The sequence below is a fragment of the Burkholderia sp. AU33545 genome (assembly GCF_020419685.1).
Classification (GTDB): Bacteria; Pseudomonadota; Gammaproteobacteria; order Burkholderiales; family Burkholderiaceae; genus Burkholderia; species Burkholderia diffusa.
The window spans coordinates 1046512-1073297 of sequence record NZ_JAIZRQ010000001.1; the positions used below are offsets into that span (position 1 = coordinate 1046512).

Below are 26786 nucleotides of genomic sequence, written 5' to 3' on the forward strand. Positions count from 1 at the left end.
GTCAGCCCGACCCGGAATGTCCACCGGGCAGCGGCGCGCGGGCGAGTGCCGCGTCGACCGGCGGCAGGTCGACCCGATCCGGATCGAGCACTTTCCAGCGGCCGTCGAGCAACCCTTCGAGCGGATGGAAGTTTGCCTTGTAGGCCATCTTCGGGCTCTCGCGGATCCAGTATCCGAGATACACGTACGGCAGGCCGAGGCTTTTTGCCTGTTCGATCTGCCACAGGATGTTGTACGTGCCGTAGCTCGTGTGCTGGTCGTCCGGCTCGAAGAATGTATAGACCGACGACAGTCCGTCGCCGAGGATGTCGATCATGCTGACCATGCGCAGCTTGCCGGGCTCGCCGCCCGGCGCGTCGAGGTCGCGGAATTCGACGAGGCGCGAATTGATCCGGCTCTGCAGCAGGAATTGCTCGTACTGGTCGCGGCTGTCGCGATCCATGCCGCCGCCTGCGTGGCGCGCCGACTGGTAGCGCATGTAGAGCGCGTAGTGCTCCTCGTCGTAGTGCAGCGGCGAGACCGTCGCGACGAGCGCGCGGTGCCGCTTCCACATCCGGCGTTGCGTGCGCGACGGCTTGAACGCGCCGACCGGCACGCGCACCGGCACGCAGGCGCGGCAGCCGTCGCAGTATGGACGATAGGTGAACACGCCCGAGCGCCGGAAACCGGCCTTCACGAGCTCGGTATAAATATCGGAATTGATCAGGTGGCTCGGCGTCGCGACTTGCGAGCGCGCGACGCGGCCGTCCAGATAGCTGCACGGATAGGGCGCCGTTGCATAGAATTGCAGCGCCGAAAGCGGTGAAAGCGGCAGCTCAGTCGGGTGAGTCATGGGCAGCTCTCGATGCAGGGAGGGAGTGCCGCGCTAGCGCTCGATCCCGGAGGGGGCGGCCGGTTCTGCGGGGCCCGTCAGTGCGGCGAGCGCGCGCTTGTCGAACTGCCACGGAATCGGCGGTTCGGCTACCGCGCGGCGCACGTGAGCGACAAAGGCTTTGCGTGCGATCTCGCGGCCGCCGAGCGACGCTAGATGCGACGTATTCTGCTGGCAGTCTATCATCTCCAGCCCCTGCTCGCGAAGATGGGCGACGAGCGTCGCCAGTGCGATCTTCGACGCATCGGTGGCATCCGCGTACATCGATTCGCCGAAAAACATCCGTCCGAACGCGACGCCGTAGAGGCCGCCGACGCGGCGCCCGTCATGCCACGTCTCGATGCTGTGCGCGTTGCCGGAACGATAGAGCGTCGTATACGCGTCGATGATTTCGGCCGTGATCCAGGTGCCGCGCTGCCCGCGACGCGGCGCCTGCGCGCATGCGCGCATCACGCCCGGAAAGTCGTGGTCGACGCGCACTTCCCACGCGGGGTCGCGCAGCACGCGCCTGAGCGTCTTGCGCAGCGACGGGGACACCTTGAATTCGGCTGGCACGAGGACCATCCGCGGGTCGGGGCTCCACCACAGCACGGGTTGACCGTCCGAATACCACGGGAAGATGCCGCGCAGGTAGGCCTCGATCAGGCGCGACGGTAGCAGGTCGGCGCTCGCGGCGAGCAGCCCCGGCGCGCCGGTCGCCGGACCGAGCGCGCGTTCGATGGGCGGAAACGGATCGTCCGGGCCGAGCCAGGGGACCATGGGGCGCGGGCTCAGCCGTTGCGCAGCGAGCGGAAGATATCGCCGGTATGCACGCCGTAGTCGCCGGCGGCGCGATCGGCGAAGAAGAAGCGCAGCGTCTGGCTGACGGTCGGGAACGCGATTTCGTCCCACGGAATGTCGGCTTCGTCGAACAGCTTGACTTCGAGGCTTTCCTCGCCGGCCTCGTAAGCCGGATCGGTGAGCCGCGCCAGATAGAACAGGTGGACCTGGTGCACGTGCGGCACGTTGAGAAGCGTGAACAGGTTCTGCACCTCGACGCGTGCGCCGGCTTCCTCGAGCGTTTCGCGTGCGGCGGCCTCGGCCGTCGTCTCGCCCATCTCCATGAAGCCCGCCGGCAGCGTCCAGAAACCGTAGCGCGGTTCGATCGCGCGGCGGCACAGCAGCACCTGTTCGCCCCAGACCGGCACCGTGCCGACCACGTTACGCGGATTCTGGTAATGGATCGTGCCGCAGTGATCGCAGACGAAGCGCTCACGGTTGTCGCCCTGAGGAATGCGCGCGATGACTTCGTGACCGCAGACGGAGCAGAATTTCATGTCGAGTGGGAGGGACGAGGTGATGCGAGTGTATCACCGGGGCGGGGCATTCTTGAACGCGAGCGCATGCGCGCGGCGTGCGGTGCGAAGCGCAACGTGTGATGCGCGGAATCGGGCGCCGAAAAACAAAAAGCCCGGCATTGAGCCGGGCTTTTTGCATGAATCGGGACGTTGGTTGCGGGGGTAGGATTTGAACCTACGACCTTCGGGTTATGAGCCCGACGAGCTGCCAGACTGCTCCACCCCGCGTCCGTCGAAGAAATGAATTATATGGACTATCCGGAACGCTTGCAAGCACTTTCTGACAATCGCGTCGCAATCGCCGGCGGGGCGCTTGCAGGGCCGGTACGGCAGGCGCGTGAGCTAGAATCGAGCGGTTTGCTTGTGTCGTTCATTCCTGCAGCGGAGTCGCGCGCGAATTGCGTCGGTGCCGTTGCAACACTTGACTACTGCATCGACGGATTCATGGACATCGCTCACGATCTGCAATCGATCGGCGCGCAGGAACAGGCGCTTGTGTTTCCCCATTTCGACCCGGCTCGCGCCTGGGCGCTCGGCAACCGGATGCATGCGCTCGCGACGTCGCGCGGTCATGCAATCGCGATCGACATCGTCACGTTCGGCCAGCCGCTGTTTTATGCGGCGCTCGCCGGTGCGACCCCCGACAACGCCGACTGGGTGCGCCGCAAGCGCAACGTCGTCGCGCATTTCCGCCGCAGCTCGTATGCGATCGGCCTGCGCATGCAGCAGGCCGGCGTCACGCTCGCCGAGAAGCACGGACTGCCGATCTCGGAATATTCGCCGCACGGCGGCGCGTTTCCGCTGACTGTCGCGGGGGCCGGCGTGATCGGCTCGATCACCGCATCGGGGCTGCCGCAGCGCGCGGATCACGAGTTCGTCGTCGAAGCGCTGTGCGCCGAGCTTGGGCAGGACTACGCCGTGCTGGCACTTGCAAGGAGCTGAGCGATGCAGCTTCCGGGTTACGCATGGCTCGCGATCGCGATCGTCGCGGAAGTGGTCGGCACGTCCGCGCTGCGCGCGGCGGACGGTTTCACGCGCCTCTGGCCGTCGGTGCTCGTCGTGGCCGGGTACGGCATCGCGTTCTACTGTCTGTCCCTCACGTTGCGCACGATGCCCGTCGGCATCATCTATGCCGTGTGGTCGGGTGCCGGCATTGTGCTGATCACGCTCGTCGCGATGCTGCTCTATCGCCAGGTGCCGGACCTGCCGGCCGTGATCGGCCTCGGGCTGATCATCTCGGGCGTCGTGGTGCTGAACCTGTTCTCGAAGATGCAGGCGCACTGAGCGTGCGCCCGCGATACGCCGGATGACACACATGACCGATTCCACTTCCGCTTCCGCGGAATCCGCCCAGCCCGATGTCCGCGCGTATGTCGCGAACCGCATCGGCTATCTCGAACTGAACCGGCCGAAGGCGCTGAATGCGCTGTCGGTCGGGATGATCCGGCTGATGCAGCAGGCGCTCGACGCGTGGCGCAACGACGCCGACGTGGTCGCCGTCGTCGTGCACAGCCCGCATCCCCGCGCGTTCTGCGCGGGCGGCGACGTGCGTTTCTTCCACGACGCCTGGCAGCGTGACGACCGCGATGCGGTCGATACATTCTTCATCGAGGAATACACGCTCAACCATACGATCTTCACCTATCCGAAACCGTACATCGCGTTGATGCACGGCGTCGTGATGGGCGGCGGCATGGGCATTTCGCAGGCGGCACGGCATACGGGCGGCCTGCGTGTGGTCACCGACTCGACGAAGATGGCGATGCCCGAAACGCGCATCGGCCTGTTCCCCGATGTCGGGATGAGCTGGTTCCTCGCGCGCACGCCGGGCGCGATCGGCGCCTATCTCGCGGTGACCGGCGCAACGCTCGACGCGGCCGGCGCACTGTATGCGCAGCTTGCCGACGCATACCTGCCCGATGCCGCGCTGCCGGCGCTGTTCGATACGCTGCGCAGCGCGCGCATCGACAGCGGCGTGCAGGCGGTCGCGTGCGTGGCCGACGCGGCCGCGTCGCACAAGGTGGTGCCGACGCCCGACACGTCGGCGCTGGCCGACGCGCACGCCGGGATCGACCGGCATTTCGCGCAAGCCGATATCGGTGCGATCCTCGCATCGCTCGACGCCGAGCAGGATTGCGCTGCGGTCGACGGATGGGTCGGGAAGGCGACCGATGCGATGCGCAGCCAGCTGTCGCCGCTGTCGATGGCCGTATCGCTCGAAGTCGTCGAACGGGCGCGCGGGGCGACGATGGCCGATTGCCTGCGGCGCGACCTCGACCTCACGCGTTCTACGTTCGCGCACGGCGACGTGATCGAAGGCGTGCGCGCGCTGATCGTCGACAAGGACCATCAGCCGGCCTGGCGTTTCAAGTCGATCGCCGATATCGACCGCACCGACGTCCTCGCGATGTTCGACAGCCCGTGGACGCCCGACACGCATCCGCTGCGCAACCTGAAGGACTGACGCGCCGCGGTATCGACGCGAAAAGCAAAAAGGCCGCCTGCATTGTGCGCAGGCGGCCTTTTCATTTGGGGATGCCGACCCGGCCTGGCGGCAGTGGGCCGGGGGCCTTGCCGCAAGACGTGCGTTATTCGTCGCCGGCGTCGTCCGACATGAACGCGCGCATGAACACGAGCGCGCCGAAGCCCCAGACCGCGTTCGCTGCGAAACCGGCGGCGAGCACCGGCATCATGTTGCCCGACGGCCAGATCCCGCGCAGCGGATCGATCGCGAATACGCGGGCGGCCGTCAGCACGATGCCGCCGAACACCAGCGCGCCGATCCACGGCGCCTCACGATCCGGCGTCACGCGCAGCAGCCACGCCATCGGAATCGCGCAGCACGCGCTGATCAATGCGTTCGCAACAAATTCAGGAATGCCGAGCGGCGCGAAAGGTTGCGTGGAGAACCCGGTGGCGGCGATCAGGTCGGCCGTATGCAGGAGCGCGAGCGTCGCTTCGCGAAAGAAGAGGGCGGCCAGGAAGCCGGACAGGAACGGCAGGATGACTTTCTGCATCGGTGAGTGCATTGCACGCGCGGCCGGCCGGGGCCGTCCGGGCGAAGTTATTCGGATAGGTGCGTCATTATAGGGCCCGGCCGACGCGATATTCGCTGGAGCGTCGTGCTAATCACGAAAGCGGAAAACCTAAGCTCAAAAAAATCGTTCCAAAGCCCTGCAGCGATCCATAGACTGATTTCCCAGAAACAGCCGTGCAATAGCGTACTCGCCCGCGGCACGGCCTGACCGGCGAGCCATCCCGATTCGAACGCACACCATGCATGCGTCGCTCATCCGCGACGCGAGCAGGGGCTCGTTTTATCCAGATTCCGGCAAGAACAGTCAAGCAGGAGCAGCAGATGAATGTTTTTTGGTTTATTCCCACACACGGCGACAGCCGTTACCTCGGCACCGCTGAAGGCGCGCGCGCCGCGGATTACGATTATTTCAAGCAGATCGCCGTCGCGGCCGACACGCTCGGCTATGAAGGCGTGCTGCTGCCGACTGGCCGTTCCTGCGAGGATGCGTGGGTCGTCGCGTCGAGCCTGATTCCGGCGACGCAGCGCCTGAAGTTCCTGGTCGCCGTGCGTCCCGGCATCGCATCGCCCGGCCTGGCGGCGCGGATGGCCGCGACGTTCGACCGTCTGTCGGGCGGCCGCCTGCTGATCAACGTCGTAACGGGTGGCGATGCCGCCGAGCTCGAAGGCGACGGACTGTTCGCCGACCACGACACGCGCTACGAAATCACCGACGACTTCCTGAACATCTGGCGCGGGCTGCTGTCCGCATCGCACGACAACGGCGGGTTCGACTACATCGGCAAGCACCTTCAATCGAAGGGCGGCAAGGCGCTGTATCCGCCCGTGCAGCGCCCGCATCCGCCGTTGTGGTTCGGTGGATCGTCGCCGGCCGCGCACGCGATCGCCGCCGATCACATCGACACCTATCTGACCTGGGGCGAGCCGCCCGAGGCCGTCGCGAAGAAGATCGCCGATATTCGCGCCCGCGCCGAGGCGCGCGGCCGCAAGATCAGGTTCGGCATCCGCCTGCACGTGATCGTGCGCGAGACCGAGGACGAAGCCTGGCGCGATGCCGAGCGCCTGATCAGTCGTCTCGACGACGAGACGATCGCTCGCGCGCAGAAGGCATTCGCGAACATGGATTCGGAAGGCCAGCGCCGGATGGCCGCGCTGCACGGCGGCAAGCGCGGCGGCCGCGAGGCGCTCGAGGTGTATCCCAACCTGTGGGCCGGTGTCGGTCTCGTGCGCGGCGGCGCGGGTACCGCGCTCGTCGGCAACCCCGAGCAGGTCGCGGAACGCATGCGCGAATATGCGGATCTCGGCATCGAGACGTTCATCCTGTCCGGCTATCCGCACCTCGAGGAGTCGTACCGTTTCGCCGAGCTCGTGTTCCCGCTGATCAAGGGCAAGGGTGCGGCGCGGCCGTCCGGTCCGCTGTCGGGGCCGTTCGGCGAGATCGTCGGCAACAACTACCTGCCGAAGGCGAGCCAGAGCTGAACGAAGGAGGCCTGAGATGACAACGAAGACGTCGACGACGCGCGCGGCCGTGGCCGCCCGCGCCTGGCGCGGCATCGCGCCGTGGCTCGTGCCGCTCGTGCTGCTGGTCGCATGGGAGGTCGGCGCGCGCGTCGGCTGGCTGTCGACCCGCGTGTTGCCCGAGCCGGTGGCGGTCGTGCGTGCCGCGTGGTCGCTCGTGACATCGGGCGAGCTGTGGGCGAACGTGAAGGTCAGTACCTGGCGCGCGCTGTTCGGTTTCGCGATCGGCGGTGGCGTCGGCCTGGCGCTCGGGCTCGCGACCGGCCTGTCGAAAGCAGCGGAGGTCGCGCTCGATTCGACCATCCAGATGATCCGCAACATCCCCGCGCTCGCGATGATTCCGCTCGTGATCCTGTGGTTCGGCATCGACGAGAAGGCGAAGCTGTTTCTCGTCGCGCTCGGCGTGTTCTTTCCCGTCTACATCAACACATATCACGGGATCCGCTCGGTCGACGCGAACCTGATCGAGATGGCGAAGAGTTACGGCGTGCGCGGCTTCGCGCTGTATCGCGACGTGATCCTGCCCGGTGCATTGCCGTCGATTCTCGTCGGCGTGCGCTTCGCGCTCGGGCTGATGTGGGTGATGCTGATCGTCGCGGAAACGATCTCCGCGCAGTCGGGCATCGGCTACATGACGATGAACGCGCGGGAATTCCTGCAAACCGATGTGGTGGTGGTCGGCATCCTGCTGTATGCGGTGCTTGGCAAGTTGGCCGACGTGCTCGCGAAATCGATCGAGCGCGTGACGCTGCGCTGGCACCCCGCTTATCAATCTGGAGCAAAGGCATGAATGCGACGACTTCGGCGGTCTCCTACGGCCCGCTCGCCGGTGCAGACCTTGAGGCCGAGCTGGCGCACGCACGCGTGACGGACGACAACGCACGCAATGCGGCGATCGTCGACCGGAACGGCGGTGCATCCGTCGTTCCGCTTGCGCGGCGGCGGACGGGCGGCACGGCACAGGACGACGCGGTGACGCTGTCGGGCGTCAGCAAGCGCTTCGGCGCGCGCACCGTGCTCGACAACGTCGAACTCGGCATCGCGCGCGGCAGCTTCGTCGCGATCGTCGGCCGCAGCGGCTGCGGGAAATCCACGCTGCTGCGTCTCGTCGCGGGGCTCGAGGAACCGAGCAGCGGCGCGCTCGTGACGCGCGGCGACGGCGGCGGTGCGCTCGACACGCGGATCATGTACCAGGATGCACGGCTGCTGCCGTGGAAGACCGTGCTGCAGAACGTGATGCTGGGCCTCGGCCGCGGCGCACGCGATCAGGCGCGTGCGGTACTCGACGAAGTCGGTCTGATCGAGCGTGCGAACGACTGGCCCGCGCAGCTGTCCGGCGGCCAGCGGCAGCGCGTCGCGCTCGCCCGTGCACTCGTGCACCGGCCGCAATTGCTGTTGCTCGACGAGCCGCTCGGTGCGCTCGACGCGCTGACCCGCATCGAGATGCATGCGCTCATCGAACGGTTGTGGCGCGAGCATCGGTTCACCGCGCTGCTCGTCACGCACGACGTGCAGGAAGCCGTGGCGCTCGGCGACCGGATCCTGCTGATCGAGCAGGGACGTGTCGCGCTCGACCAACCGGTGCCGCTCGACCGGCCGCGTGCGCGCGCGTCGGCCGCGTTCGCGGCGCTCGAGGACCGCGTGCTGCAGCGTGTGCTCGCGGGCGGGCCCGGCGGTGCCGGGCAGCACGTCGCGGCTGAAGCCGATCACGTACGGCCGGCCGGGCAGATTCGCTGGGCCGTTTAAATCCGGGCGGCACCGGCCGCCCGTTCTCAGACTTTTTTTGTTCGGAGCGATCAACCCGATGAGCATCACTGCAATCAACGTGCGCAACCAGTTCAAAGGCAAGGTGAAGGAGATTATTCGCGGGCCCGTGGTCTCCGAGGTCGACGTCGAGACGCCGTTCGGCATCGTCACGTCGGTGATCACGACGCGCTCGGTCGACGAACTTGAACTGAAGGTGGGTGCGGAAGTCGTCGCGCTCGTGAAATCCACCGAAGTGTCGATCGCGCGACTCTGAGCGTGTTTCCGATGCCGGGCGCCGCGGACGGGCCATCCGGCCATCCGTCGCGCCTGGTATTTTGGTTGTGCGTTTGCCTCGGTATTCGCCGTCCGGACGAAGTGCTAGGATGGAACGACACCGACGCCGGAGGGCAACGCATGACCCCCATCCTTTCCCCCGAAGCCATCGAGGCGCTGAAGTGGGTCGACCAGTTCGGCGACACCCGTCCGGTCCCCGCCGCGTTCGACGATGTCGTCTATGCGTTGCTGAACGAAGGGCTGATCTATCAGGCGGCGGCCGACCGTGTCGACCTGACCGCCGACGGCAAGTCCGTTTTGTCTAACGAATACGATTGAGCGCACGGCGCCGGCTGCCGAGGCGGCCCGGCGTTGCTTCGCCACGGAGCGAGCGATGGAACCGAGAGGCAGCGATCTCGGCGATTTCAGCGAGCCGTACCGCGGCTACGAGATCGAAGTGAAGACCGAGCAGGTGTGGGACGGCGAGCATGCGCACTACCGCGTGCTGCAGGGCGCGGCCGTGCGGATCGACTGGCGGCTCGTGAAAGTCGACGGGATGCTGCTGACCGAACGGCGCGTGATCGAGCGCGTACTCGAAGAGGCGCGGCGGGCCGTCGACGCCGAACTGGGCGAGGGCGGGCCGGTCTAGTCAGGCTGCCGGGCCGGCCTGGTCGCGTTGCGGTAAAATCTCGGGTTGTTTCCCGCGCCGCTTGCTGCCCCGAATTCCATGTCCGCATCGTCCTCGCTTCCCCCCCGCCGCGTTTCCGTCGCGCCCATGCTCGACTGGACCGACCGTCATTGCCGGTCGTTCCATCGCACGTTGACGCGCGACACGTGGCTGTATACGGAAATGATCACGACGGGCGCGCTGCTGTTCGGCGACGCCCAGCGGCATCTCGCGTTCACGCCGAACGAATCGCCGGTCGCGCTGCAGCTGGGCGGCAGCGAACGGGACGATCTCGCGCGCGCCGCGAAGCTCGGCGAGCAGTGGGGCTATGACGAGATCAATCTGAATTGCGGTTGTCCGTCCGAGCGCGTGCAGCGCGGTGCGTTCGGCGCGTGCTTGATGAACGAGCCGCAACTCGTTGCCGATTGCGTGAAGGCGATGCGCGATGCGGTGTCGGTGCCGGTCACGGTCAAGCATCGGATCGGGGTCGACGCGGTCGAGGACTATGCGTTCGTGCGGGACTTCGTCGGCACGGTGGCTGAGGCGGGCTGCGAGACGTTCGTGGTGCACGCGCGCAATGCGATCCTGAAGGGGCTGTCGCCGAAGGAGAACCGCGAGATCCCGCCGCTCAAGTACGACTACGCCTATCAGCTGAAGCGCGATTTCCCGTCGCTGGAGATCGTGATCAATGGCGGGATCAAGACGCTCGACGAAGTCGCGCAGCATCTCGAACATGTGGACGGCGTGATGCTCGGCCGCGAGGCGTATCACAACCCGTATGTGCTCGCGGGCGTCGATGCGCGCTTCTATGGGTCGACTGCGGCGATGCCGACGCGCGAGGAGGCCGAGGCGAAACTGATCGAATACTGTGCGACGGAACTGAAGCGCGGCACGTATCTCGGTGCGATCGTCCGGCACGCACTCGGGCTGTATCGCGGCGTCGCGGGCGCGCGCGGCTGGCGTCGCGTGCTGTCGGACAACAAGAAGCTCGCACGTGGCGATCTGGCCGTGTTCGACGAGGCACGCACGCATCTGAACGACGCTCTCGAAAATTTTGAAAAAAATGCTTTGCAAGACGGAAAAGTCTTCGTATAATCTTGTTCTTCGCTGCTGAACACGAAACGAAACAGCGAAGAAACAAAGCAGTATCAGTGGTGGCTGTAGCTCAGTTGGTAGAGTCCAGGATTGTGATTCCTGTTGTCGTGGGTTCGAGTCCCATCAGCCACCCCAAAGAATTCCAAGCGGTATCCAGTAGTTAGAAACGGCACTGTCCACAAAGACAGTGCCGTTTTTGTTTTGGAATTCCCTAATTGGGAATTACATACCTCCCCGCTTCACCATCTTCGTTCGATCGTAGACGCGCGCCGTCGTCGCCGGATTCGCATGCGGATCCGGCAACTCGCCACGTTCCGCCTTATGCCGAGTCACGTAATACGCGCGCAGGTCGTGGAACGTGAAGCGCCTCCCGATCTTCTTCAGTTCCAACGCATTGTTCATCAGCTTCGACCACTCGGTCTTGAAGACGGCCGGCGAGTAGTGGGTCGCGTAGCGATTGGAGAACACGTACAGACAGTCGTCGCAGGCGCGCAATGAGTTCCGACAGGGTGGGCGTGATCTCGATGTGCTTGATGACTTCGCCGCGTTTCTCTCCGCGCTGCTTCGCGCGCTTCACCCTGTTCACGCCTGCCGCTTCGTCGATCTGCGGCCAGGACTGATACCCAGACGCAAAGTGGCGCACGTAACGTCCAAGAGGACGTCTACAAAGTCCGCAAAATCGAAGTCGTTACCGGCGACCCACTTTCCGACAGCGTCTTGATGAGCGCCTCAGACCGCGCGGCGGCGCGCGTCTCCTGTTCTTCCCACCTCAGGCGCTCACGCATCGATTCGCGCGTTTTCTCGCGCACGAACCGAGTTCTCCATGTGGATGAACGCGGCTTCGATACCGAACGCAGCGAAGAACGTCTCGTAATTCACGTCCTCGTCGAACTACGGGACTGCCGGGCGCGACAGCATGCCGTACTCGTCGTGCACGATCGCGCGCGACGCAGCCCCTCGAGGCTTGCCTGCGCGGTTGGGCGCAGGGTGTCGGTGGTGGTCATGGTGTAGTCCTCAGGACGTCGGAGCGTTGTATTGCATTCGTGCTAGGCTCCGAGTCATATTGCGGAGGTCGTCATGCAGAGAACAATCCAGTACCGCGGCTTTGAAATTGATGTACAACTGACCTCATCCGCTCCGGACATGTACGACGTCACGTTCCAGATCAAGGGTCACGACAATCTCGGTATCCTCGGTGCGCGTGGACATCGGATACAGATTCGAAACGGCCCATTTACCCGACGCTGGGCATACCTCGTGGCCGAGATCGCGGGTCAGGCGGCGATTGATGTTTTGCTTGGTCCCGCCGAGTGATCTGCGTCCTTGGCCATCAATTCGAGAGCTAGGCCCTTTCCTTGCCTAAGGTTCTAGGCCGGCGTGCCGTTATCTCCTGAGGACAGTCCTCGTGCCTCGATTGCTGTTCTGTTTTCTTGCCCGCTCGCGTTCAGCGTGAGCGGGCTATTTTCGTTTGGGGTGGTCATGGTGTGGTCCTCGGTGGTCAGGCCGCGACGTCGGGACACACGCTGTTGCCGATCATGCGCACCTGCGCCGATTTCGACAGCGGCTCGCCGTTGACGACCGGGTCGAGCACGTAGCTGTCGGGGAGCCCCTGCGCGCGGGCCAGCTCGCGCGGTGCGAGCATGCGCATGCCGATGTCGACGATCGCGTCGTCTTTGCCGTGGATCGTGATCAGGCCGATGCGACCGCGCGTCGGGAACGTGTGCAGCGGCTCGCGCGCGTCCTGCCACTGGCCGCCCTCGCTGTAGTACTTGATCAGGAGCGCGCGTACCTCGGCAGGATGCGTGCCGCCGGCGCTGACCGTGTGCAGCGGGTCGTCGACCGGCGCGCCTTCGCGGCTCGTGCCGCGCGACTTCACAAGGTTCGATGTCACCTGGTGATGATGGTCCTGCGTCGTGATCGTGTCGATCGACGCGTCGAGCCGGGCGATTCGTGTCCACCGTAGGAGTTGCATGAGCGCGACAAGGACGAGTACAAAAAGATGAAGGCCGGTCAGAGCAAAGGCCATCGATGGACCTATTCAGGTATTTGTTATGCCGATCACATTCTCCGAAACTAAGTGGTGGTTGTGTGCAGCGGCACTTGCAGGATATCGATGTGCTCCTTCGCTTAAGCCAAAGCGTCTATCATATGCATAACACAACAATTGGAGGAATGCATGGCGACCTACAAGGAACTGAAAGCCCAAGCGGAGGCATTGGCCGAGAAAGCAGAGGCTGCGCGCCGGGCTGAGATGCAATCCACTATTGATGACATTCGTGCCAAGGTCGCGGAGTACGGTATCACCGAAAAGGACATCTTCGGAGTGCGTCGTGGCAAGTCGGCAAAGCAACCGAAGACTCCGGCGGAGGCGAAATATCGCGATCCGAAGACTGGCGCGACCTGGTCGGGCCGTGGCCGTGCGCCGGCTTGGATTAAGGATGTCAAGAATCGGAATCGATTCCTGATCCAGGAGTAAATCAACTTTGGGGCTGTAAACTCGCTCGCGTTTCGTTGTATTGACGACGTCGGGCGCGATGTGCGTCCAAGCGAAGCCCGCATGCGAAAGCAAGCGGGCTTTTTTGATTGCAGTGATGCGCCAGTTCGCCTACAATCTCGGCCGCGGGGTGGAGCAGTCTGGCAGCTCGTCGGGCTCATAACCCGAAGGTCATAGGTTCAAATCCTATCCCCGCAACCAATACCGAAGCCCGCTCTGCGACAGCAAGCGGGCTTTTTGCTTTGTGCCATCACATGATCGAGTAGCATTTGAGGCTGGGTGTAAATTAGAGGCCGAAGACGACTCGAGAGGCTTGCCTGGTTGGCTGGGCAATGGCCCGGATTGGAGCGGCCGCCTGGCCTTGTCGGCTGGAGTGGGTAGTTCGAATCTCATCACCCGACCATTTGTTGAAGCCCGCATGGTGAAAGCCTCGCGGGCTTTTTCGTTTACGCGTCCAATCCGCATGAGGTACGTCTATGCCCGCCCGACAGACGAAGCCCTGCAAGCACCGGGGATGCGGTGCGCTTGTTGCGGATGGTGAGACGCACTGCGATCAGCACGCACACAAGGCCGTCAAGTGGAAACCAAATACCGTTCGCGGCAATTGGAGCAGCCCCCTGAAACACCGGACATAGCCTCTCACTTAAACTAGCGGGCAGGCATAAGACTGTGCTTTTGACTAACGCCAGGTAGGAAGTGATGGAAGTGTTGACGGGCCCGGAGCGTCGGCCGCGCTGGACGGCGGTGCAGAAGCTGGCGATGGTTCGCGAGCGTTTCGAGCCGGGGAAGTCGGTTTCGCTGGTTGCGCGCCAGCACGGCGCGAACCAAACCTGCTGTTCCACTGGCGCAAGCTGTACCAAGGCGGGAGCCTGTCAGCGTTCAAAGCTGGTGAGGAAGTGGTCCCGGAATCGGAGCTGGCCGATGCACTCAAGCAGATTCGCGAGCTGCAGCGGATGCTCGGCAAGAAGACAATGGAGATCCCCACAGCGCACTGAAGTATCGCTCGCCTCGCGAGTTCCGGCGCTCAATGGATTTTGACCCTAGCCCACAAAACTGTCCCATTTGGAGGTGGAAAATTCCGGCATGACGATGTCATCGAGACTTGGAGGTCATGCCGTGAAGAAGAGCAAGTTCACCGAAGAGCAGATCGCATACGCGTTGAAGCAGGCCGAGTTGGGCACGCCGGTCGCGGAGGTCTGCCGCAAGATGGGGATCAGCGACGCGACGTTTTACAACTGGCGCACGAAGTACGGCGGGCTGTCGCCATCGGAGCTGCGCCGGCTGAAGCAGCTTGAAGAAGAGAACGCGAAGCTCAAGCGGCTCGTAGCAGATTTGTCGCTGGACAAGGCCATGCTGCAGGACGTGCTGTCAAAAAAGCTCTGAAGCCTTCTCGGCGCCGTGAGCTTGTCACGGACTTGATGCAGCGTTTCGGCGCAAGCCAGCGGCAGACCTGCGCGTTGTTGCAACTGTCCCGCACGGTCTACCGTTACGAGTCGGTCGCGCGGGATCAAAGCGCGCTGGAGATGCGCATCAAGGAGATCACGGAAGTGCGGGTGCATTACGGCGCACCCCGCGTATACGTGATGCTTCGCCGGGAAGGCTGGCGAGACAACCATAAACGCGTCGAACGCGTGTATCGGGAACTCGGGCTTTCGTTGCGCCACAAACGACCTCGGCGGAACAAGTCGGCTCGGCGCAGGCAGCCAAAGCAGTCAGTGAGCGCAATCAACGAAATCTGGAGTATGGACTTCGTCGCCGATGCGCTGTTTGATGGTCGCCGCTTGCGCACGCTCACGATCGTGGACAACTACACGCGGGAATGCTTGGCGATTGAAGTCGACGGCTCATTGCGTGGCGAACACGTTGTCGCCGCGCTGACTCGGCTCGCGCAGCATCGTCCGCTTCCCCGCTATATCAAGGCAGACAACGGCAGCGAGTTCATTTCGAAGGCGCTCGACAAATGGGCGTACGAAAATGGCGTGGAGATTGACTTCTCGCGTCCTGGCAAGCCGACCGACAATGCGAAGAATGAATCCTTCAACGGGCGCTTTCGGGAGGAGTGCCTCAACGCACATTGGTTCTTGTCGCTGGAAGATGCCAGACGCAAAATCGAAGTCTGGCGCGAGTACTATAACGAGGCGCGTCCTCACTCTGCGCTGCAGTGGATGACACCGGCGGAATTCGCCCGCCAGTGCACCGATCGGGCCGATTTGGCCCGCCCCGAAGAGCCGGAATTTTCCAACTAAGACCGGGATGGAAATTGGGCTAGCCTCAATTTGGCAACCTTAGTGTGATGCTTCGTCCTGGATTACAGGGTCAACTCCAGAGGCGGTGCTCCCGCATTGTGCGGTGCTCCCGCATTGTGCGGTGCATGCTGATGACGTAGTAGTCTCGCGGGGTGTCGCTGGGCCACGGCGCGGGCGCCATGATCGGCAGGATAAATGCGGCGTCGCGCACGGCGGCCGCGGCCTCGCGCTCATAACCCCATACGTTATCTCCCGCGGCGTCGCCCATGTACGGCGTAGCAATGACGTCGCGCGGCAGTTGCCAGCCGGTGGTGACGTAGTCGCGCATGCGCTCAACCAGACCGCGCAGCGTGCCGCCGTGCGTGAAGCTGCGCTAGCGGCCACGGGTGTCGTGCGTACAGACGCGCTTATCGGTGTAATCGTCGACGAACCACACGCGTCCTCGGCTGTCGAGCTCGATGCGTGCGTAACGGTCGTGCTGCGGGTTATAGAAGAAGTGCCGCCCGTCCGACCCGATGGCCTTGATTAACTGGTTGGTGTGCTCGGTGCGTTCGGCCTTGGCGGTCAAGGGGCTCAGTACCGACGGAGGTCAGCCAGCAACAGACGTTGGCCCACACTTTCACGTGGACGTTCAAACGTCGGCTTCGCCCAGACAACGGACTTTTGTCCTTGGATCATGTCGTTCTCATTACCGACGTCCCCGCGCAGCCGATGGTTGGTGACTACATTGCGCCCGAGCTATTTGGGAAGATGGGAGTGCGCGGCGTGGTCGGAACGCTGGGCCGCGAACCACGCATGAACAGCGGCAATCACGTCCGGGTCGTTGCTTGCATAAGTCAGGCTCGCTCCGGAGGGCAGGCTCCTGTATTCAATATGAAGCTTCTCACCCGCCCTTGTCAGGGTGGCGAGCCCTGCCATATCGTGGCCGTGAATCGCCGCAGGATCGGCGAAGTCGCCGCGGCGGAAACGTTGAGCTTCGATTGCCAGATGAGAACGAATAAGCGCGACCTGTCTGGTGTCGTGTTTGTCGTTCGCCGTGATTGTCTCAATCCCACCGCTTCCGGTATCGTCGAAAAAATGGGTGGTCCGCGCCAGATCAAACGGCATCACAGTCGCACCCTTGCGGGCCACCTCCGCCCGGTGCGACGTCATGTCGTGGTTCGACATCATGTCCTCGTGCGACGTGGTCTGCTCCGGCTCCCCTGCAACCGCGATCGATACACCGATCAGCGCGCCTGCCGCCGCTGTCATGATTTTTTTCATTGCTTCGCTCCTCCCTGGAAACCGTGAAAGCTGATGCAAGTTTCCCATACGTCAGTGCGTGGATCACCCTGGTCAATTCGTATGGCCAGCGGTTCCCGGATCGAAACCCATAGTCTGCGATCGTTGCTCATGCGCAGACAGACATTTGCGTGCTGGAATCACGAGTCGGACAACCTCCAAGTGGTCCGACCGCACGAGGGTGATCGATTTCGAATCCAGCAATGCATCACTGAGCGGTCGAACGTCGATCAATTCCCCCGGTGTCGCACGGGGTATTGCCATAAAAGTATCGCAGCGTCAGGTTGCGTCACTCAGATCGTCCGGCGCGCGAGCATGGTGCGGATCTCCCCGATCGCCTTGGCCGGATTCAGGCCTTTGGGACAGACGTCCGTGCAGTTCAGTATCGTCCGACACCGGAAGAGGCGATACGGATCGTCAAGATTGTCCAGCCGCTCACTCGTACCCTCGTCACGGGAATCGACCAGAAAGCGATAGGCCTGCAGGAGCCCGGCAGGACCGACATATTTATCGGGATTCCACCAGTACGAGGGACATGCGCTGGAACAGCACGCGCACAAGATGCACTCGTACAGACCGTCCAGTTGATCGCGTTCCTCAGGCGTCTGGCGCCTTTCCCGCTCCGGCGGGGGCGTGTCGTTGATCAGGTAGGGCTTGATCGAGTGGTATTGCTTGAAGAACGCGGTCATGTCCACGATCAGGTCGCGAATGACCGGCAACCCAGGCAGCGGACGCAGGACCGTGTGGCGGGGAAGGTCGTTGAGGTTGGTGACGCAGGCGAGCCCGTTCTTGCGGTTAATGTTCATTGCATCCGAGCCGCACACGCCTTCACGGCACGAACGCCGAAAGCTGAGCGTCTCGTCCCGTGCCTTGAGCCGGACAAGGACATCCAGCAACATCCTGTCAGTCGAGGGCACCTCGATCTCGTATGTTTGCATGTACGGCCTGGCATCCCGGTCCGGATCGTAGCGGAAGATTTCAAACGTCCTTGTTCTACTCACGATGTTCCTCCTTTGTGGAACGGATCGCGTATCCGGCGCGCGTTATCTCCCCGTCACTTCGTTCCTGTCGATTGCAGACCGACGGTATTCCAGACGGAGCATCCGGTCACCCGCGCCCTAAATTCATTGTTCGCCTTGATCGGACGCCCCAACCACTCCCAGCCACGGCCGTTCTGCGAAAAATTGGGCGCAATGTAGAAAACGGGTCGGGTCTATTTCGCCCGAGGTGCTACGACAGTCACATCGCGTCATAGATCACTCGCTCTCGCTTTATCGAGAGGAAACCGCAGGGATTTGCTCCACGTCGATGTATCCATGTATATCACGCCATGATACAAATGGATACTTGCGATGACGGCTTGGAGCCGGCGGGGCCGCGTTCCTTGAACCTTGGAGTAGTCGACGGGTGCGGTAATGGAGTCGTTGCGAGTTTGTACCGGCTCGATATGGGAAAAATGCAGGCGTAGTGCTGCGCCCCGCATGACATTCACGAGGAGGACACGTGACATCACCGGAAAATTCCTCGCTTGCGAGTCCTTTAAGAACCGACGTGCTGATTGTCGGTGCAGGTCCCGTGGGCCTTTTCGCCGCGTTCGAGGCAGGCGTGATCGGCCTGTCGTGCCGGATCGTTGACGGGATCGAGCGCCCGGGTGGCCAGTGCATCGCACTGTATCCGGACAAGCCGATCTACGATATCCCTGGCATACCATCGTGCACTGCACGCGATCTTGTCGATCGCCTCGTCGAGCAATGCCGGCCCTTCGATCCTCCGATGCATCTCGGTCAGCGTATCGAGACGCTTGACCGGCTCGAGGGCGGTCGATGGCTCGCTCGCACCGACAAAGGGTATGCGTTTGATGCCGCGGCGATCTTGATTGCTGCTGGCAACGGAGCGTTTGTGCCGCAACGGCTGGCACTCGACGAGGCGTCGTTCCTTGAAGGCCGGTGCATCCATTACAGCGTTTCCGACGTGAACGGCTTCGCAGGAAAAAACGTCGTGGTCGCGGGCGGTGGCGACTCCGCGCTCGACTGGGCGCTGGCGCTGCGCTCGGTCGCGGGGCGCGTCACGCTCGTTCATCGGCGGAACGGCTTCAGCGCGACGGACTCGAGCATCGCCCGGTTGCAGCAGGCGGTCGCGGCGGGCGAGATGGATTTCGTGGTTGGCACGATTGCTGGGCTGAATGCGCCCGGGGGGACACTCGAATCGATCGAGGTTCGCCAGATCGGTGGCTCGGTGTGCCTCGACACAGATCAATTGCTCGTGCTCTACGGACTTGTCGCGGACCTTGGTCCGATCGCCAACTGGGGGATCGCCGTGCAGGCCGGACGGATCGTCGTCGATACGTCGTACTACGAAAGCTCACGGCCAGGTATCTTCGCGGCAGGCGACATCGCCGGTTATCCGAACAAGCAGAAGCTGATCCTGTCCGGGTTTCATGAGGCATCGCTCGCGCTGCGCAAAGCATACGTCTATGCGTGTCCCGACAAGAAACGCGTGCATGTGCACTCGAGCTACGATGCAAAGCTCGCCGAGCGCGTGGCCGCCGTTCATCCCTCGCGGGGCGCCCGGGATTTCTCCGCGCTTTAGAGACATGGACCGACCTGGGCGCGACGGGGAAGGCGAGGAATCAAGCATCGTGTCGACGTTGCTAAACGCGTCGTCACTCGTCCAAAGCAGGACGCAATAGGCCTCGAATGACAACAACGGTGTCAAACCGCCGCGGCTGCTTTGCTTGGTTGAGCGAAAGGCTGGAGTACCTCGGAAGCTGCCGTTGAGGTTTCGCCGGGTCAAGGAACAGATGATGCATCTGATAAAGACCAGACAAATGCCAAGGAATCATTTGCCCTATAGTCGATTGAAAGGGGCGTAGGCCGCCATCGGAACACATCCCGGTGATGATGCCCGCACAGATCGTTGATCTCCATCAACGCGGCGGTGTTGGTGCACTTTGATGTCGGTCGGCGGATGACCAACATTGAAGTATCGAAACAGGCTTTCTCGCTCGCTGTCGGGGTGAGTCAGTAAGCTGATTCGCAAATAAACTTCACCTTCCGGTGCGGAGGTTGAGATGCCGTTGCTTAGGCCGCGTAGCGCTATAACCGTCATCCTCCAGGAGCACGACCAGTTGCTTACCGTGATCGGGGGCATGCAGCGCTTTGTCCATCTGCTTGTTGCAGGGGCACCCGTTCCGGGCCTCATGGTGTTTCGGGCGATGCTTTACTACATTCGGGAATACCCGCAACAGGTACACCATCCCAAAGAGGATCGCTACCTGTTCAGGCCATTGCGGGATCGAACCGACGAGTTCGACAGCGTCCTTGATGAACTGGAGTCACAGCACGATCGAGGCGAATTGAAGTTGAGAAATCTGGAGCACGCGCTGACCCGGTACGAGTTGAAGGGCGCGCCAGCGCTTCGTACGCTGGGCGCGCTGATGGACGATTATGCGGAGTTCTATGCGGACCACCGGTGTCTGGAAGAGACACTGATTCTGCCGGCCGCCAAACGTCTGTTGACAATGGATGATTGGGCAGAGATCGACGCCGCCTTTGGCGCCAATCGCGATCCATTCGACGGAGAAAAGCTTGAAGAAGATCTGGGCAAATTGTTCTCGATGATCGTCCAAACCATCCCGGATCAGGACGCTGGCTGTTCAGTCGCGTCGTTCGATGGACGGCCGGTCATGTGATGCACATGCGGATCAGCAGGATCTGCCACCACGAAATGCAGGAAGGCTTTTGAGTACCGGAAGCCGACGCAGGAGGAGATATGCAAGCCATTCACCACTTTCATCTGGAACTGCGGCACGCAAGTGTTCCCACCTACGTCGCCAGTTACGTCTTTCCGATCCTGTTGTTGGCATATGAAGTGCTCAGGGTGGGCAGGTCGGTCGCCGAATACGGCGTGAACTTCTCGAACTTCCGGTTCATGGGCTACGAGTTCCTGTTAATGCTCGTGTTTGTTGCGCTTCAGGTCGTCTTCGAAGGCGTTTTCCTGATTGGAGCCTGGATCAGCCGCCATCACGATTTCGAACATCGTGTCGGAAACGTCCTGGCCGGCCTCGGCTGCTCGCTGGTCGTAATCGGTTTCGACCTGGCATTGCAGTACGCGCTATAGCGCAAGTGGCGCGGGGCGAACTGTCGTTTGGCCGAAATCGCGAGCATCTCATTACGGATGTCGCGAGCGGCCATCCGACTTCCGCCCGTCAACGAGGGGCGGCGAGGACTAATGGGACTCCAGCCACTCTGCGACGGCTTTCGCTTGATCGGCGTCCAGCGTATGCGCGACAGCGGTCATGACGGGCGCATTTGCGCGTGTTCCGTTCCTGAAGACTTCGATCTGACGAAGCAGATACTCCTTGTGCTGGCCGGCAAGGCGCGGAAACTGGCCGATTCCCTGGCCCTGTGCGCCGTGGCACGACGAGCACGCGGGAGTTCCGCGATCAGGCACGCCATGTTCGAAGATTTCCTGTCCCTTCGACATCGTTGCCGCGTCGCCCGGTGCACCGCGCACCGGCTCCTGGTGCGAGTAATAGTCGGCCAGCGATGCGATCGTCGCATCGTCGAGTTGCGACGCGATTGCCCACATGTACGAACGGGCATCCGTTTCGCCGCGCGCATGTTCACGGAATCCTTTGAGCTGCGCAGTCAGATACTCCGGTGTCTGAGCGCTCAGCCGGGGAAAAATCGGCGATTCGCTATGTCCGTGTACGCCGTGGCAAGCAGCGCAAAGCTGGGCCGCGAGGCGCGCGCCATCTTCGGCGTGCGTGGTTGATGGCATCCCGATCAGGATCGCGAGGATGCCAAGAGCAGGCGAGCAGATACAGCGTGTTGTTATCGCTGGCGTTCCGTCCGCTTCCGTCATAGTTGAATCGTGCGCCATTGAACTTGAGGAACCAGGTGTACTGCACGGACAGCTTCACTTGCGGCATCGGCAGGTAGTCGAGTTCGAGAATGATGCCTCGCGTATCGGGTAAGCCATTTGCACTCCCTGTCACTGGAACGGCGCCGTATAGCCCCGTATCCGCATTTCCTGTCGTCGAGAAGTACCCCAGCGTGGCACCGTACTTGCGCTGGTAGTAATAGCAGCAGGCGCTCCTGCGGAATCGAATGGCCGGTAGAGACGGCGGATTCAGGCCAGCCTCGGCTTCCTACAAGATGCCGATGATTTGTTCTTCGGTGAATCGCTTTTTCATTGCCATTCCTCTCTGGAACGGACTCTACACCGTCACCGTACTAAACGCGGGGAGCAGGTCACTAGTTGAGCCGCAACGAATATTGCACGGCCAACCGTGGAGCGTTGCATCTCGCCGGCCAGGCGTCGCTTGCCTCGGCTGATCGGTCTCTGCTGCACGCGACAATTCAGCGAAAACGCGGCTCGCTGAAGCACAACATCCGAAGGCGATACCAAGAAAAGTAAGATCGCCCCCATTTTTCTGTCAAACGAATCACTTTTCAGACATATCTAATATGAGTCGCGATTGTCGGCTGGTATACAGACTTATACCTATCGCCGCCAGCACCATAAAATGAAACATCGCGACCACAGCTGCTACCTTCACGGTCAAACGGAATACATGAACCAGGTGCTCCAGTATTTCGCAGCCCGGTGCCACGGGAAGACCAGAATCCTCGATATACCGTCAGGTTCCGGCGTGTTCGCCGCATCATTGAATGCGCTCGGCCATGATGTAGTGCAGGCAGACATCCATGGCTACGACGATTCCGTCGTAGCCGACATGGAAGCTCCCCTCCCGTTCCAGAATGACGAGTTCAGTGCAGTCACCTGCCTTGAAGCGGGCGAACACGTATTGCATCCGGCGAATTCAATTTCGGAGTTGGTCCGCGAAAGCGGCAGAATGGCATCATCATCGTTTCAACGCCGAATGTTTCGAATCTGCATTCGTGCTCGCAGTTTCACGGGGCGTCGCCTGGTCGTGGCCACGTGAGTCCGTTCACGCCGCTTCAACTGATCTATGTGTTTGGTGCGATGGGCTGCACGCTCAAGGATACCCGCATCGATCGCTGCGAGCGCATGGCGCTGCTCCCGTTCTACCTGCTCCTGAAGCACCTCTCGATCCTGTGGACCCGGAAAATCACGGGCGGAACTGCCGTCGGAACATACCCGGCGTTGCGCGTCTTAGCCGCCTCCTGACGGGATTCACGCTGATGTTCGGTCGATCGAAAATTTTGATCTTCGAAACAATGCAGTGACCGAGATGCGCCGATACAAAGGCCATGAAAAAAACCGTCGCGAACCATCTCCGGGAATCGTGGCTCTTCCAGTCCGATACATTCAGTTGAAATATGATTCAGAACTTCTGGCTCGAGTTACTCATAATTGCATGCGCAGCACCATTGGTAGCACATCATTTCCGGACGGAACAAATGGCAAAAATCTGCCGGAAAATCGGCCTGCCGTGCAACATTACTTTCTGGACGATGGTGTTTCATCCGCGCTATTGGCACCTCTGGAGCTTGAGGCAGTGGGAGGTTCATCTTGCGCATCAAGAGGAAGCAGAGGGCAAATTGAGACGCGAATAAACCGTCGCCGACTCATTGTGTGTTGGCTCTTCGAACGTCGGCCGGTGATTCAGGCATCACATGATGCTGAGCTGAAACCTGCAGATTGGCGGAATAAGCCAGTGACTTGGCATAAACCACCAAAGATTGACAGTCTTACATTGGTGTAATATTTCGATTCCTCGTGCCCTCAGCTTTGCAGGGCCGTTCGGTCCCGACAACCCGGAAGGCGTCGGGACATTTTTTTGCCAGTGGTGCCCTCGTGCAGCATCTTGTGCGACTCGCGATTCAACCCACAGTCAAAAATATCGGTGCGGACAGGGTTCATCTTTCCGGGCTTGAGGGCAATGTCAGCGCGATTGGCTTCGACGAGCACAATGGATGCGATTGGCAGGCGCTGAAACGAGCTTCATTGGCTCGACGGAAGTCGCTGACCGGATCTACGTGATCGAAGCCTGACGGCCTGCCGGCACCGGGTCCAGCGTTCGCACGTTGCCCGACCGATTCCGCAAGAGACGGAAAAGATGGCGCATCGCGCCAGTCACTCGCCGCAATACCGCATGAGCAAATCCGCCTCCGTTTCATGTACCTCGACCGGCAGGTTCGTTGCCCCGGCATACGCCAGATATCGCGCGCGATGCTGACCGTTTCGGAACGACGCGACGCCGACTTTCGACAGCCCCGGAATGCCGAACAGCATCCGCGTTCTCGTCTCGCGAAAGGTGATGAAGGGCATCTCGGGAATCCGGGCTTGGGCCGGGTCGAGGAAGTCGCGGATGCCGGCGGCCTTGCCGGGCGCCCAGTACTGAACCGATGGCAACACATAGTCCGTCGTGTCGCGATCGGCGCAGGCGAGCAGTTTCGTCAGGTCGACCGTCACGACGCGATGTCGCGAGTCGTCGGATGCGAATACACGCTTGAGATGCGTGGAGGCATAGGCGGCATGCCCCGAAAGCTGGATGATCCAGACATCGACACCATCATGTTGTGCCCGAGCGAGTGACATTGTTTCCTTGGGGGCAAGCGATTTTTGTGGCGGGAGTGTAGCAGCACGGCCGCAGCCGCGGAGCAGTCGGATATCCGGAATCGACAGGGCGAAATCATGCGCGAACGACCGAGGCGCGGAATCGATCACGCAACGGATACCGGACGCGACGGCCATGTATTTTCAGTCGAGGTCGATAGCTCGCGAGAATATCGCGATACTGCCTGCACGGAATGACGTATAGCCCCGGATTCACACAAGATTCACGCAGCGCGTGAAGCCGGACCGGCGCAGCGCGTCATAGGAACCGAGCGGGCGGATTGGCCGGAGAAAGTCACGTCCCCGAAACTTGAGATCGAATATCTCGATTACCGCTTCACGTCGACACTCGAAACGCGGGAAACGGGGCGAGTCGCCGTGGTCGACTGGCAGCTGGATTCCATTTCGCGAGGCAAGACGTTCGCGTCGGTCATGTTCGAACGTTTTCTGAAACGCAATGACTTCGCCGACGAGGACGACGCGCACGCCAATCTCGTCGACTGGCTGGCACAGCTGGTCAGCCCGCAGGGCGCGCCACTGATCGAAATCCCTGTGGCGCAGGCTGCTGCCGCCGATGCAGTCGACATTACGGTCGACGGCGATGCTTCAGCCGCGAAAATCGTCAGTGAGGTCGTCGTTGAAATCGTCAGCGATCTCGACCGGAGCGAACTGAGCATGGACGGCGCGCTGAACGGTACGCGCTATCGGGCCGGCGATTTTGAGCGAGGTAAGACGTGGTCGTTTTCCCATACCTGCAAGAGTGAGGTCGACGATCGCCTGACGAAGGGCGGCAAGGCCCTGCGCGTGCTCGCGCCCCCCGTCACGCTGGCGGCCGACGGCGTAATGATGATCGGGGCCATCGTGTCGCTTCCCGTGATCCTCGTGATTGCCGCACCGGCCGCAGGCGTCCCGCTTGGGCCGTGACGTGCTGCATGCTGCGCCAGGCACACGGACTCTCCGTATGAAAGGGTGAGTTGCCGCACAGACGGTTGCACGGGGCGCGATCACAATCTGGCCGGTTGACCGTTCTACCCCGGCCCGGTCAACCATTTCCCCGCTCGCTCGCGCAGGAGCGGGGGCTTTTTCCCCGCACGACGCATGCAAGCCGCGTTGGCGGAAACGGACAGGCGTTCGGCAGGCGGCGTCTCGCGCCACGGCATCCGTTCGCCCGAGCCGCATGAATCGCTTTCCTCGTGCCTGAGCGGTTGCTTGGGCCCATTGCCGGTTACGGCCGGCGATGCCTTGGTCCCAGCGGCGCATAGTCGCGCTGCCGGGATGCTTTTTGTACCGAACCCGTCGAGGTCCGACACGCGCGCAACGCGCGTGTCGGCGGGATCAGCCCGCCTGCTCGACGCTGGTTTCCCAGCCGTCGTATTCGCCGCCGAGCGAGCGCACCTCGCGATTGATCTCGAGCGTATGGTGCGTGATGTCGGCCAGCACCATCGTGCCTTCGTGCGCAAACCTCACGGCCGATTTGCCGTCCTCGGTCGGCGCGACCGATTCGACCAGATAGCCTTTCGACTCGGCCCAGTCGGCGAACTGGTGCGCGTCGCTCGGTTCAGGGAAGTAAGCCCAGTGCATCACGCGCCGGCTCGCGTCGCTCACGTCGCCTTTCTGCCGCAGCGCATCGAGCACGCGCATGTCGCGCATCAGTTGCCAGTCGTCGTCGGTCGGGTAGAGCGTGCGCCAGTACGTTTCCTTGTCCGGATCGTCCTGGTATGCGTACTGAAGCGCGTAGGTCGTGTGCTCGGCCAGCGAGTCGACGATCCCGGCTGCGGCTTCCTCGTCGAACGGCACGTAGAACAGGAAATCCTGGTTGCCTTCGACCGTGATGCGGCCGACCTGCACGCCGTTTTTCGCGGTCACTGCGGCGTCCAGCAGATCTTCGACTTTCGTGAGACCGGCGAACTCGTCGCTGCTCGGCAGGCCGTCGGGCGTCGGATGCGCGAACGTGACGCGCACGCTGAACAGCGACGTGCGCGGATCGCTATCGGCGATTTCCGCAAAGCCGTGATTGAAGCTGATGAAGGCCTGATGGTCGCCCATTCTGGCAGGGAAGGTTCCCCAGGCGTCGGTCATGTGTTTCTCCCGTGCACGATTGTCTGTTGACGGTTGCAAAGCGTCCCAATGTATCATCGAAAATCGCGTTGGCCGAAGCCGCGTGCGGGGATGATCGTGCGTCAGGCTGGTCCGGCGGCGGTCGAATTCGCGTGCTGTCGCGCCATCGCCGGTTTCCATCGTCCGGCGTTCGTCCGGCCGCAATCGTTTCGAAGGAGATTCCGATGTCGATGTTCGCGGTGAATGGTGTCCGAATCGACGTGCTCAGCGCGCGTGTGACGCACGTGCGCTGGGCGGCCGTCAATCCGGCGGACCGGTCGTGGGCGGCGACGCCGAGCGAGGCGTCGGTGGCGGAAGTTGCGCGCGCGCTTGCAGCCGGCAACGACGTTCGCGCAGTGTTTGACGAAGCAGACGGGACGGCGGTGGGGCCGAGACTGAAGCGCGTGCTCTATCGCGACGCGTCGGAAGGGATCGAACTCGACATCGATGCGACTAGCGAGTCGCGTACGCTGCGTGACCTACCGCAGATCTGAAAAAAATGTCTGCAGGCGTGTCGATTTCCGTCGAGTCCGCCCGTCGTAGCATCGGAGGCGTGCGCATCGTGCGTCCGTCCCG

General features: G+C 62.2%; 33 protein-coding genes, 3 tRNA genes and 2 pseudogenes. 23 read left to right on the plus strand and 15 right to left on the minus strand.

Going from position 1 to position 26786, the window contains the following annotated elements:
• Position 1 precedes the first annotated feature (1 nt).
• From LGM71_RS04795 to LGM71_RS04810, 4 genes are all read right to left on the minus strand, one after another.
• Positions 2 to 832, minus strand: a complete 831-nt coding sequence (locus LGM71_RS04795) for an arginyltransferase (RefSeq protein ID WP_059603289.1) — start codon at positions 830 to 832, stop codon at positions 2 to 4.
• A gap of 33 nt (positions 833 to 865) precedes the next feature.
• A complete protein-coding gene (gene aat / locus LGM71_RS04800) occupies positions 866 to 1630 on the minus strand; it encodes a leucyl/phenylalanyl-tRNA--protein transferase (RefSeq protein WP_226114123.1) in 765 nt (254 codons plus the stop codon).
• 11 nt (positions 1631 to 1641) lie between these two features.
• Positions 1642 to 2187: an NUDIX hydrolase gene (locus tag LGM71_RS04805; RefSeq protein ID WP_059603283.1), complete on the minus strand. Its 546-nt coding sequence runs from the start codon at positions 2185 to 2187 to the stop codon at positions 1642 to 1644.
• Between the two features lie 172 nt (positions 2188 to 2359).
• Positions 2360 to 2436, minus strand: a tRNA-Met gene (locus tag LGM71_RS04810).
• A gap of 216 nt (positions 2437 to 2652) precedes the next feature.
• On the opposite strand from LGM71_RS04810, the gene LGM71_RS04815 reads away from it, so the two are divergent.
• Genes LGM71_RS04815 through LGM71_RS04825 form a run of 3 tightly spaced genes read left to right on the plus strand, consistent with a single transcriptional unit; the run spans position 2653 to position 4672 of the window.
• Positions 2653 to 3150: a heme-degrading domain-containing protein gene (locus LGM71_RS04815; RefSeq protein WP_124629673.1), complete on the plus strand. Its 498-nt coding sequence runs from the start codon at positions 2653 to 2655 to the stop codon at positions 3148 to 3150.
• A gap of 3 nt (positions 3151 to 3153) precedes the next feature.
• Positions 3154 to 3492, plus strand: coding sequence for a DMT family transporter (locus LGM71_RS04820; protein WP_124629674.1), 339 nt, complete (start codon positions 3154 to 3156; stop codon positions 3490 to 3492).
• Positions 3493 to 3523: 31 nt separating this feature from the next.
• Entirely contained in the window at positions 3524 to 4672 is a 1149-nt protein-coding gene (locus LGM71_RS04825; protein WP_226114124.1) for an enoyl-CoA hydratase/isomerase family protein, read from the plus strand.
• 124 nt (positions 4673 to 4796) lie between these two features.
• Here LGM71_RS04825 and LGM71_RS04830 read toward each other — a convergent pair whose 3' ends face one another.
• Entirely contained in the window at positions 4797 to 5225 is a 429-nt protein-coding gene (locus LGM71_RS04830) for a hypothetical protein (RefSeq protein ID WP_124629676.1), read from the minus strand.
• A 341-nt stretch (positions 5226 to 5566) separates the two neighbouring features.
• On the opposite strand from LGM71_RS04830, the gene ssuD reads away from it, so the two are divergent.
• The 8 genes from ssuD to LGM71_RS04870 all read left to right on the plus strand — a co-directional run bounded on the left by ssuD (position 5567) and on the right by LGM71_RS04870 (position 10679).
• Positions 5567 to 6724, plus strand: a complete 1158-nt coding sequence (ssuD, locus tag LGM71_RS04835; RefSeq protein ID WP_124905121.1) for an FMNH2-dependent alkanesulfonate monooxygenase — start codon at positions 5567 to 5569, stop codon at positions 6722 to 6724.
• Positions 6725 to 6740: 16 nt separating this feature from the next.
• On the plus strand, positions 6741 to 7553 hold the full coding sequence (gene ssuC / locus LGM71_RS04840) for an aliphatic sulfonate ABC transporter permease SsuC (protein WP_059603273.1): 813 nt from the start codon (positions 6741 to 6743) through the stop codon (positions 7551 to 7553).
• Positions 7550 to 8509: an ATP-binding cassette domain-containing protein gene (locus LGM71_RS04845; RefSeq protein ID WP_226114125.1), complete on the plus strand. Its 960-nt coding sequence runs from the start codon at positions 7550 to 7552 to the stop codon at positions 8507 to 8509. Before ssuC ends, LGM71_RS04845 begins: the two co-directional genes overlap by 4 nt.
• A gap of 58 nt (positions 8510 to 8567) precedes the next feature.
• Positions 8568 to 8783, plus strand: a complete 216-nt coding sequence (locus LGM71_RS04850; RefSeq protein ID WP_006400187.1) for a TOBE domain-containing protein — start codon at positions 8568 to 8570, stop codon at positions 8781 to 8783.
• 140 nt (positions 8784 to 8923) lie between these two features.
• On the plus strand, positions 8924 to 9121 hold the full coding sequence (locus LGM71_RS04855; protein WP_174908059.1) for a hypothetical protein: 198 nt from the start codon (positions 8924 to 8926) through the stop codon (positions 9119 to 9121).
• A 55-nt stretch (positions 9122 to 9176) separates the two neighbouring features.
• Positions 9177 to 9431, plus strand: a complete 255-nt coding sequence (locus LGM71_RS04860) for a hypothetical protein (protein ID WP_059524526.1) — start codon at positions 9177 to 9179, stop codon at positions 9429 to 9431.
• 126 nt (positions 9432 to 9557) lie between these two features.
• The gene (gene dusA / locus LGM71_RS04865) at positions 9558 to 10544 is read left to right on the plus strand and encodes a tRNA dihydrouridine(20/20a) synthase DusA (RefSeq protein ID WP_264160328.1); all 987 of its coding nucleotides are present in this window, start codon (positions 9558 to 9560) and stop codon (positions 10542 to 10544) included.
• A 59-nt stretch (positions 10545 to 10603) separates the two neighbouring features.
• Positions 10604 to 10679: transfer RNA gene (locus LGM71_RS04870), tRNA-His, on the plus strand.
• 87 nt (positions 10680 to 10766) lie between these two features.
• On the opposite strand, the gene LGM71_RS04875 is transcribed toward LGM71_RS04870, so the two are convergent.
• Positions 10767 to 11012, minus strand: a complete 246-nt coding sequence (locus LGM71_RS04875) for an integrase (protein ID WP_226114127.1) — start codon at positions 11010 to 11012, stop codon at positions 10767 to 10769.
• A 609-nt stretch (positions 11013 to 11621) separates the two neighbouring features.
• On the opposite strand from LGM71_RS04875, the gene LGM71_RS04880 reads away from it, so the two are divergent.
• Positions 11622 to 11858, plus strand: a complete 237-nt coding sequence (locus LGM71_RS04880) for a hypothetical protein (protein ID WP_059683247.1) — start codon at positions 11622 to 11624, stop codon at positions 11856 to 11858.
• A gap of 184 nt (positions 11859 to 12042) precedes the next feature.
• On the opposite strand, the gene LGM71_RS04885 is transcribed toward LGM71_RS04880, so the two are convergent.
• Positions 12043 to 12516, minus strand: coding sequence for a DNA cytosine methyltransferase (locus tag LGM71_RS04885; RefSeq protein WP_226114128.1), 474 nt, complete (start codon positions 12514 to 12516; stop codon positions 12043 to 12045).
• 204 nt (positions 12517 to 12720) lie between these two features.
• On the opposite strand from LGM71_RS04885, the gene LGM71_RS04890 reads away from it, so the two are divergent.
• The 4 genes and pseudogenes from LGM71_RS04890 (at position 12721) to LGM71_RS04905 (ending at position 15284) form a co-directional block, all read left to right on the plus strand.
• A complete protein-coding gene (locus LGM71_RS04890) occupies positions 12721 to 13020 on the plus strand; it encodes an H-NS family nucleoid-associated regulatory protein (protein ID WP_124626076.1) in 300 nt (99 codons plus the stop codon).
• A 142-nt stretch (positions 13021 to 13162) separates the two neighbouring features.
• Positions 13163 to 13239, plus strand: a tRNA-Met gene (locus LGM71_RS04895).
• A gap of 498 nt (positions 13240 to 13737) precedes the next feature.
• Positions 13738 to 14015 (plus strand): annotated as a pseudogene (locus LGM71_RS04900) (transposase); the annotation flags it as partial.
• 139 nt (positions 14016 to 14154) lie between these two features.
• A protein-coding gene (locus LGM71_RS04905) for an IS3-like element ISBcen15 family transposase (protein WP_226114129.1) occupies positions 14155 to 15284 on the plus strand; the annotation gives its coding sequence in 2 pieces (ribosomal slippage) (positions 14155 to 14407 and positions 14407 to 15284; 1131 coding nt in all).
• A 70-nt stretch (positions 15285 to 15354) separates the two neighbouring features.
• On the opposite strand, the gene LGM71_RS04910 is transcribed toward LGM71_RS04905, so the two are convergent.
• The 4 genes from LGM71_RS04910 to LGM71_RS04925 form a co-directional block, all read right to left on the minus strand.
• A complete protein-coding gene (locus tag LGM71_RS04910) occupies positions 15355 to 15612 on the minus strand; it encodes a hypothetical protein (RefSeq protein ID WP_226114130.1) in 258 nt (85 codons plus the stop codon).
• A 45-nt stretch (positions 15613 to 15657) separates the two neighbouring features.
• Entirely contained in the window at positions 15658 to 15852 is a 195-nt protein-coding gene (locus tag LGM71_RS04915; RefSeq protein WP_174919771.1) for a hypothetical protein, read from the minus strand.
• 170 nt (positions 15853 to 16022) lie between these two features.
• Positions 16023 to 16547: an aspartate carbamoyltransferase gene (locus LGM71_RS04920; protein ID WP_226114131.1), complete on the minus strand. Its 525-nt coding sequence runs from the start codon at positions 16545 to 16547 to the stop codon at positions 16023 to 16025.
• Between the two features lie 311 nt (positions 16548 to 16858).
• Entirely contained in the window at positions 16859 to 17566 is a 708-nt protein-coding gene (locus LGM71_RS04925) for a succinate dehydrogenase iron-sulfur subunit (protein WP_226114132.1), read from the minus strand.
• 502 nt (positions 17567 to 18068) lie between these two features.
• Between LGM71_RS04925 and LGM71_RS04930 the strand changes: the two genes are divergently transcribed.
• The 3 genes from LGM71_RS04930 to LGM71_RS04940 all read left to right on the plus strand — a co-directional run bounded on the left by LGM71_RS04930 (position 18069) and on the right by LGM71_RS04940 (position 20684).
• The gene (locus LGM71_RS04930) at positions 18069 to 19154 is read left to right on the plus strand and encodes an NAD(P)/FAD-dependent oxidoreductase (RefSeq protein ID WP_226114133.1); all 1086 of its coding nucleotides are present in this window, start codon (positions 18069 to 18071) and stop codon (positions 19152 to 19154) included.
• A gap of 481 nt (positions 19155 to 19635) precedes the next feature.
• Entirely contained in the window at positions 19636 to 20256 is a 621-nt protein-coding gene (locus tag LGM71_RS04935; RefSeq protein WP_151048576.1) for a hemerythrin domain-containing protein, read from the plus strand.
• A gap of 80 nt (positions 20257 to 20336) precedes the next feature.
• Positions 20337 to 20684 carry a hypothetical protein gene (locus tag LGM71_RS04940; RefSeq protein ID WP_124626086.1) on the plus strand — a complete coding sequence of 116 codons (348 nt, stop codon included), beginning with the start codon at positions 20337 to 20339 and terminating at the stop codon, positions 20682 to 20684.
• A 108-nt stretch (positions 20685 to 20792) separates the two neighbouring features.
• On the opposite strand, the gene LGM71_RS04945 is transcribed toward LGM71_RS04940, so the two are convergent.
• On the minus strand, positions 20793 to 21347 hold the full coding sequence (locus LGM71_RS04945; protein WP_226114248.1) for a c-type cytochrome: 555 nt from the start codon (positions 21345 to 21347) through the stop codon (positions 20793 to 20795).
• Between the two features lie 31 nt (positions 21348 to 21378).
• A pseudogene (locus LGM71_RS04950) lies at positions 21379 to 21654 on the minus strand (cytochrome C); the annotation flags it as partial.
• A gap of 441 nt (positions 21655 to 22095) precedes the next feature.
• On the opposite strand from LGM71_RS04950, the gene LGM71_RS04955 reads away from it, so the two are divergent.
• Together LGM71_RS04955 and LGM71_RS04960 are read left to right on the plus strand one after the other, a co-directional pair.
• Positions 22096 to 22515 (plus strand): class I SAM-dependent methyltransferase, encoded by a 420-nt coding sequence (locus LGM71_RS04955; RefSeq protein WP_413226849.1) that lies wholly within the window; start codon positions 22096 to 22098, stop codon positions 22513 to 22515.
• Positions 22512 to 22721 (plus strand): hypothetical protein, encoded by a 210-nt coding sequence (locus tag LGM71_RS04960; protein ID WP_124906084.1) that lies wholly within the window; start codon positions 22512 to 22514, stop codon positions 22719 to 22721. Before LGM71_RS04955 ends, LGM71_RS04960 begins: the two co-directional genes overlap by 4 nt.
• Before the next feature lie 909 nt (positions 22722 to 23630).
• On the opposite strand, the gene LGM71_RS04965 is transcribed toward LGM71_RS04960, so the two are convergent.
• Positions 23631 to 24095: a plasmid fertility inhibition factor family protein gene (locus LGM71_RS04965; protein ID WP_226114249.1), complete on the minus strand. Its 465-nt coding sequence runs from the start codon at positions 24093 to 24095 to the stop codon at positions 23631 to 23633.
• 396 nt (positions 24096 to 24491) lie between these two features.
• On the opposite strand from LGM71_RS04965, the gene LGM71_RS04970 reads away from it, so the two are divergent.
• Entirely contained in the window at positions 24492 to 25037 is a 546-nt protein-coding gene (locus tag LGM71_RS04970; protein WP_226114135.1) for a hypothetical protein, read from the plus strand.
• 411 nt (positions 25038 to 25448) lie between these two features.
• On the opposite strand, the gene LGM71_RS04975 is transcribed toward LGM71_RS04970, so the two are convergent.
• Entirely contained in the window at positions 25449 to 26192 is a 744-nt protein-coding gene (locus tag LGM71_RS04975; protein ID WP_226114136.1) for a DUF695 domain-containing protein, read from the minus strand.
• Between the two features lie 203 nt (positions 26193 to 26395).
• On the opposite strand from LGM71_RS04975, the gene LGM71_RS04980 reads away from it, so the two are divergent.
• Entirely contained in the window at positions 26396 to 26704 is a 309-nt protein-coding gene (locus LGM71_RS04980) for a phosphatidylserine/phosphatidylglycerophosphate/cardiolipin synthase (RefSeq protein ID WP_124522221.1), read from the plus strand.
• Positions 26705 to 26786: the final 82 nt, after the last annotated feature.